The organism is Paenibacillus maysiensis (assembly GCF_000520815.1).
Lineage (GTDB): Bacteria > Bacillota > Bacilli > Paenibacillales > Paenibacillaceae > Paenibacillus > Paenibacillus maysiensis.
The window spans coordinates 1-6,880 of sequence record NZ_ASRY01000282.1 but is presented as its reverse complement, the minus strand read 5'-3'; the positions used below and the strand labels follow the sequence as shown (position 1 = coordinate 6,880).

Here is a 6,880-nt window from a genome sequence, read left to right as displayed (position 1 = left end):
CGCTAATGTCATGGCTCCAGAAGCCAAAGCCGCTCAAACCGAGAGACAAGCCGCCCCGCAGCGATTCCGCCATCGACTCATATGTCGACGAGCAGTCGCCGCCCCAGTGAACCGGGAACTGCTGTCCCCCGGCTGTGGCGGAACGTGCGAACAAGGCCGCTTCATTTTTACCCAGCTTTTCCTCCAGCACGTCAAATACAGCCTTGTTGTACAAATGCGTGTAATAATTGTGCATTTTCACCGGATCAGAGCCGTCATAATATACCACATTCGTAGGAATCCGCTCGCCGAAATCCGTTTTAAAGCAATCCACGCCCTGATCCACCAGCACCTTCAGCTTATCCTGGTACCAGGCGACTGCAGCCGGATTCGTGAAGTCAACCAGCCCCATCCCCGCCTGCCACATATCCCATTGCCACACGCCGCCATCGGCGGTTTTGACCAGATAACCATTCTCCATGCCTTCATCGAACAAAATGGATTTTTCCGCAATATACGGGTTAATCCATGCGCAAATTTTGAGTCCCTTTGCTTTCAAACGCTGTAGCATGCCTTCCGGGTCCGGGAACATATCTTGGTCCCACTGGAAATCGCACCATTGGTATTCCTTCATCCAGAAGCAGTCGAAATGAAATACCGAGAGCGGCAAATCACGCTCAGCCATCCCGTCCACAAAATGATTCACCGTCGCTTCATCATAGTCGGTCGTGAACGAGGTGGTCAGCCACAAACCAAAGGTCCAGGCAGGAGGTAATGCGGGCTTGCCCGTCAGCTTGGTGTAATTGTCCAGCACTTCTTTAGGGTTGGCTCCACCAATAATAAAATACTCTAACGATTCGCCAGAGACGCTAAACTGCACCTTTGAAACATTTTCCGATGCAATTTCATACGATACCTTTTCCGGATGATTGACGAACACACCATAGCCTTTATTAGACAGGTAAAAGGGAATGTTTTTGTACGCCTGCTCACTGCTGGTGCCGCCGTCCTCATTCCAGATATCGACCACCTGCCCATTTTTCACAAACGGAGTGAAGCGCTCCCCGAGGCCGTAAATGTACTCCCCGATTCCCAGCTCCAGCTGCTCCCGGAAAAAAGGCTGATCCTGCGGGTCTGTAATGTATCCAGGCCCACGATGCCCGCTACCCGTGATTTTACGATCCTCCACATAAAAGCCTACGTCCCAGCTCTTTCCACGGCCGACCCGCACACTCAGATCGCCGCTTTGGAGCACCGCTGCGTCCTCATCTACCGTAATGTCAACCTTTGTCGGCAAGGTATGAATTTCAAAATCCGGTCCATGATGTACCCGTCCCTTGTGGTGGTTGAAGCGTACCCGAATGACATTCAGCATCGGCGAGCTATAGGTCGCTTTCAGTAACGCCCCGTTCAGGGTGTCTCCTTTATGCTCGATCCGGTGAGTTGCCGCATATACCGTTATGGAAGCATCGTCCGTCACCATATCACGGATTTCCGCAGGGCTTTGTATTTCATAGCCCTTGCGGACCATCCAATAGCCATCTGTAAATTTCATCTGTTTATTTCCTCCGTTTCGATCTATATATTGTTGAACCCAAATTGCTTGTTGGATTTTTTCGAAATCCTTACTATAATAATATTGATTTATGTAAGGGTTTACTTCTTTTATTTTGACGTATTGTATCAATATTTTGATATTTTCTATACTAAACAGGCATCTGGAAGGGAGTGCAGGAAATGAATCGGGAAATGCTGCGGGAAAATCGTATTCATGGCAATCCCATGTATCCGGTCAGCGTGTATCCGGGCGTGGAACAGTTGATTGGAGATTGTGTACTGGAGTGCCATTGGCATGAGGAAATGGAGTTTATTGTTGTGGAGCGGGGCAGCGCGGTATTTCAGACGGATATGGCCTACACTGAGGTCAGCGAAGGTGAAGCCCTTTTTGTAAATAGCGGGGAACTTCACGCCGGGTATTTGAAACGAGACCCTAACTGCGTATTCTCTGCCGTGGTGTTTCATCCAGATCTGCTGCACAGCCGGACGCAGGATACGGTGCAGGAGCAGTTTATCGACCCTTTTATCAGCAAAAAGCTGGTCGCTCCCCCTCACATTCGCGGAGTCCTGCCCTGGGAACAGGAGGTGCTGTCCGCGCTGCGTCGCATCATCACCAGCCATGAACAGAATGCACCTGCCCGTGAACTGACGACCAAGGCACAGCTCTATAGCATCATCGCCAGCATGTATCCACATATGACCCCGGCTAATGGAGAGGACGTGATTATGGCAGGTCAACGCAGCAAGGTTGAACGGATCAAACAAGTGTTGGCGTATATCAACAATCATGCTCATGAGCCTATTCGTTTGCGGGATATCGCCGATGAGATCCGTATGAGCGAGGGCCATTTTTGCCGTTTCTTCAAGCAGATGGTGCAAAAAAGCCCGGTCGAATACATCAATTACCACCGGGTTCAGAAGGCTTGCCGACTGCTGGAGCAAAGTGACCGCAAGGTGGTCGATATTGCGCTGGAGGTTGGCTTTGATAATCTGAGCTATTTTATCGCAACCTTTAAAAAGTGGAACGGCCTGACTCCTTCGCAGTACCGTAAGCAGCACGAAGCAGATCAGGCGCTTGCTGTCCCTTATATAACAGACTAAAATGCATTGGACAAATCATTTATTTTTTTTGGGCTTCATAAGTACTAATATTATTTTTCTTCCTCTTAATATAGTAAATATGTAGCCACCTAAGCCTCCTAAAACAGAGGGAATTAACCACCCTAACCCTACATTATATAATGGAAGTAGATGAGTAAAAAAATCATTAATTACTTTAATTTTTATTCCTGCAGCATTCAAGCCATCAAATAAACTAATGATAAAGGTTAATATCAAGCTACCTTGATATACTTCTGACTTTCCTTTAAATACGGGATGTAAAAACGTTAAAAATATTAGAGAAATAGCAATGGGATATATCGCCATTAATACTGGCGTTGAAACCTTAATGAGCTGTGTTAAACCTATGTTGGCTACAAGGGTACTAAATATAGATAACATGAGAGCAACTCTTTTATAAGAGATTTTTGGAAATAATCCATGGAAAAAGGAAGAGCAGGCAGTGATAAGCCCCACACTTGTCGTTAAACACGCTACTGTAATCATTAAGCCTAATAGAATAGAACCGTAAGATCCAAAATAATAGGAGGAAACCTTAGCTAACACCTCAGCGCCATTTCCTAGAACGCCCAATTTTTCAACGCTAGAAGCTCCCATGTATGAAAGAGACGTATAGATAAAAGCTAAGAGTATAACCGCAATCGCTATCGCTTTGGCACAAATGATCATCAACTCTTTTTTTGTAGTAACTCCTCTATCCTTAATTGCATTCACAATGATAATTCCAAAAATAAAGGCTACAAGAGCGTCCAATGTTAAATAACCCTCTTGAAAGCCTTTGAAAAAGACATTCGATGTATAACCCTCCGCAGGTTCTTGGAATTTTCCTATTGGGTGAATAATAGCTACAATCACAAGTAATCCAATGAATGTCAATTTAATGGGTGTTAAAAACTTTCCAATTACATCAATAATTTTTGTAGGATTAAGTGATAACAAACATGCAACTGCAAAAAAAAGGATAGTAAATACAAAAAGTGCGACAGGATGATCTGCATTGTTTGAAAAAAAAGGTTTTACTCCAATTTCAAATGACACACTACCGGTTCTAGGAATTGCATATAAAGGCCCGATGGCTAGATAAAGGATGGTTGTAAAGACAATGCCAAATACAGGATGTACACGACTCGCTAAAGTTTGCAAATTGCTTTTGCCCGAAAAAACAAAGGCTGTGACGGCTAGTAATGGTAAGCCAACTCCGGTAACCAAAAAACCCGCATTGGCTATCCATACATTCTTTCCAGCCATTTGCCCAAGCATAGGTGGAAAGATTAGATTCCCTGCACCAAAAAATAAGGCAAATAGCATCGATCCTATAATGATAATAAAGGACGAAGAAACACTTTTTGACATAATAAATCCTCCAACCACGAACTCACAACGTTTTTGTTTTTATTCGTTTTCTTTTAATTTTGTATAATATATGTTAATAGGGACGTAGCCAATTGTTGCATCCAAAGAACCGTATCTGTTTGCCTAGAGTATGTAAACTCGTGCTATTCACAAAAAAATGCTCACTTCGATCGAAATGACCAGCATCAATCAGTGACAGCCATCCCTCCCCCCCTTCTGACCGGTGTAGGTAAGTTTTTAATCAACAAAACATGGCAACTATAAAGACTGTCCGTATCCTCGATACGCATCCTGCTTCTATCTGGATGTTAGCAATGTCTATTGAGCCTAGTGATAACCTGTGCCTTTAGGATGAGTGGGTTTCGTCTTAACTCATCGTTACACAATACTCTATATACGATCACTATTTCAAGTAACTTTGTACTTGCAGAATGAATCACTTCATACCCTTGCTTATGCAATTATGATGCTACCCTATGTTTCTCCCCCTACTTAGTGAGCTTAATGAACTATAAGGGAATTTTACACTTAGGACTTATTTCTTACAAGATGTAGATGTAGTTACACATACCCGATAGGTCTCGTAATAATTTTTAATTACTCCAAACACCAATGTTAGTTTTAATAATGCCGTCCTTTATGCACGATCAAAATTTCGGTGTTAATTTAGATAGTTTCTTTTCATCAATTTCAGATAAAAAACCCTTGTTTAAAATAGAATTTTGTGTTGCCGAGTAAGTATATAATATTGGTTGTGGAGAATCGTTACCTTTACTCACAAAATCAAAGCTTTTCCCATCTTTATGCCAAACTATAGAGGGGATTAGTATAAAATCTTTTGGATAAGGAAAGTGAGTTAACTCTCAATGGTCGTGGGTTGAGCTTAATGATTTGCTCTCCACGCTTACTGTCTTGGTTATTAAAATACTGTGAATAATCTATAGTATCCATCTTGGTGTCAGTTGCTTTAGGTGCTTCTATGGTTGCTTCATTATGAGGCAGTTGCTGATTTAAACTTGGAGTTTCAGCTTTACCACTGCACCCCGAAATCGCTAATACTATGATCGCTCCTACAGTCAATATCTTCACAAATTTCATAAGTCTCTCCTTATTAATATAGTGTGTCGCTATTTCTAGATTTCTTTTAAAATCATCACATTTAAAGACATACGCGACTCGAACTGGAAATCGTTATACTAACGGGATAAAAGGCGAATTCCCAGCTGAACATAAACAGCATGGGAATTCGCCTTTTTTAACCGTATATAAGCTGAACTCTTCATTTTACATAGAAGCGGAGTGACGGTTATTTTTTCATCTGTAGTATTTCTGACTCGTATGACTGAAAGGCATTTTCCATCCCCATGACCACATTTTTAATCTTCATATATCCCTTGGTGTACGGCTCCGAGTCGCGAATTTCTTCCCACATATAGTGATACTGTTTCATATCCTCCGTTTCGCATACAACAAAATCAGTGTAATCCTTGCCGGGAAGCGCCTCTGCATCAAAAAAACGAACTTGAACATGCTCGCTATATTTTTGAATGCTCTCCTGCAAGGATGCCGCATGTTTTCGACGCTCTTCCCGAGGCAAAGCCAGCCAGGAAGGATAAAATTCCAACAACACAACCATCATATATCGCATATGCCTATCTCCTTTTTTATGAAGCTCGAATGGACTAACATGATTGTACTCTGCTTGTCCCCCAAGCTGCATTAACCTATGTTAATGCGGATCGCTGCGGATCAATCGGCTAAGCGAAACGGGAGATACACCGATGTACGAAGCGATATGATATTGGGCAATTCGTTTGTCCAATCCGGGATATTTGAGAAGAAAGGCTTGGTAACGTTCCTTGGCGGAAAGATACAAGAGTTCGCGTTCCCGTTCCTCTTTTCGAATATATAGTCTCTCTACACTCTTGCGCACGAATCTTTCCCACATATGGCTTGTATCCATAAGCTCCTTCAGTACGTCATAGGGGATTTCAACGACTACCGAATCCTCCATAGCCTCAATGGTAAAGGTCGACGGCTGCCCTTGGACCATAGCCCCGTAAGAGGTTACATAATCATCTTCTGGCGAAAAGCCAACATTATACTCCCTGCCATCTGCCAAAGTGTAAAATAAACGGAATAATCCCTCTGAGCAAAAATAGGCATGATTTACGGGTACACCCGTTTCAATTAGATACGTTCCCTGCTGCACATGCTTCACACGGGTTCGTTCTACAAATCTCTTCCAATCCTGCTCTACAATCGAAGCTTGATAAGCCATCTTCTCTAATGAACGATAATATTGATGCATATGCTCATTGCTCCCCGAATCCCTGTATAGAAGGAAACCTTTTTGATATTTAATGCAGAAAACAGGGGCTATCCCTCCAGTCTTTACAGACCTTATGGGACACCCCCTTTCAAAAACACATATCGTAGCTACGCCCATATGGGCTAAGGATTCTGTCAGGCTTCCGATGTATCCTCTTCCACGAACAGCGATACCTTGCGGATACCGTCTGCTCCGATCACGACAAGTCCCTGATCCGACAGGCGGATTTCGGGGATGACCACCAACGCCAGCAGCGACAGTGTCATCAGTGCGTTGTTCAGCACACAGCCGGATTGCTGAAGTGCCCGGCTGATGCTCTCGGACTGCGCAGCCACCTCTGCAAACGGCGCAGGAGACATCAGCCCGGCGATAGGCAGCGGGAAGCGTGTTTCGCCCGAGGCGGACACGACCACCACGCCGCCGCGCATAGCTACGGCCTGCTTCGCCGCCTGGGTCATCAACTCGTCATCGTTGCCAATGACGAGCAGATTGTGGCTGTCATGCGCCACAGTCATGGCAATGGCGGCAGGCTCGGTG

General features: G+C 44.2%; 7 protein-coding genes. 1 reads left to right on the top strand and 6 read right to left on the bottom strand.

What is annotated here, in order from left to right; genetic code table 11:
* Positions 1-1,534 (bottom strand): alpha-xylosidase (gene yicI, locus L696_RS0121105; RefSeq protein ID WP_025685407.1); only part of this gene is annotated, 1,534 nt, incomplete at its 3' end.
* Between the two features lie 182 nt (positions 1,535-1,716).
* Here yicI and L696_RS0121100 point away from each other — a divergent pair.
* Complete coding sequence (locus tag L696_RS0121100; protein WP_025685406.1) at positions 1,717-2,637, top strand: AraC family transcriptional regulator; 921 nt, start codon at positions 1,717-1,719, stop codon at positions 2,635-2,637.
* A gap of 15 nt (positions 2,638-2,652) precedes the next feature.
* Here L696_RS0121100 and brnQ read toward each other — a convergent pair whose 3' ends face one another.
* From brnQ to L696_RS28875, 5 genes are all read right to left on the bottom strand, one after another.
* A complete protein-coding gene (gene brnQ, locus L696_RS0121095; protein WP_025685405.1) occupies positions 2,653-4,011 on the bottom strand; it encodes a branched-chain amino acid transport system II carrier protein in 1,359 nt (452 codons plus the stop codon).
* A gap of 801 nt (positions 4,012-4,812) precedes the next feature.
* Positions 4,813-5,109 carry a hypothetical protein gene (locus L696_RS0121090; protein ID WP_025685404.1) on the bottom strand — a complete coding sequence of 99 codons (297 nt, stop codon included), beginning with the start codon at positions 5,107-5,109 and terminating at the stop codon, positions 4,813-4,815.
* A gap of 208 nt (positions 5,110-5,317) precedes the next feature.
* Positions 5,318-5,659 (bottom strand): darcynin family protein, encoded by a 342-nt coding sequence (locus L696_RS0121085; protein ID WP_025685403.1) that lies wholly within the window; start codon positions 5,657-5,659, stop codon positions 5,318-5,320.
* 81 nt (positions 5,660-5,740) lie between these two features.
* Positions 5,741-6,322, bottom strand: a complete 582-nt coding sequence (locus L696_RS0121080; RefSeq protein ID WP_025685402.1) for a Crp/Fnr family transcriptional regulator — start codon at positions 6,320-6,322, stop codon at positions 5,741-5,743.
* Positions 6,323-6,477: 155 nt separating this feature from the next.
* Positions 6,478-6,880: adenine deaminase C-terminal domain-containing protein (locus L696_RS28875; RefSeq protein WP_280740287.1), on the bottom strand; the 403-nt coding region annotated here is incomplete at its 5' end.

Excerpts from the sequence above, each read along its gene's own strand:
- brnQ (WP_025685405.1), bottom strand. The coding sequence starts at position 4,011 with ATGTCAAAAAGTGTTTCTTCGTCCTTTATTATCATTATAGGATCGATG.
- L696_RS0121085 (WP_025685403.1), bottom strand. The coding sequence starts at position 5,659 with ATGCGATATATGATGGTTGTGTTGTTGGAATTTTATCCTTCCTGGCTG.
- L696_RS0121100 (WP_025685406.1), top strand. The coding sequence starts at position 1,717 with ATGAATCGGGAAATGCTGCGGGAAAATCGTATTCATGGCAATCCCATG.
- L696_RS0121080 (WP_025685402.1), bottom strand. The coding sequence starts at position 6,322 with ATGCATCAATATTATCGTTCATTAGAGAAGATGGCTTATCAAGCTTCG.
- L696_RS0121090 (WP_025685404.1), bottom strand. The coding sequence starts at position 5,109 with ATGAAATTTGTGAAGATATTGACTGTAGGAGCGATCATAGTATTAGCG.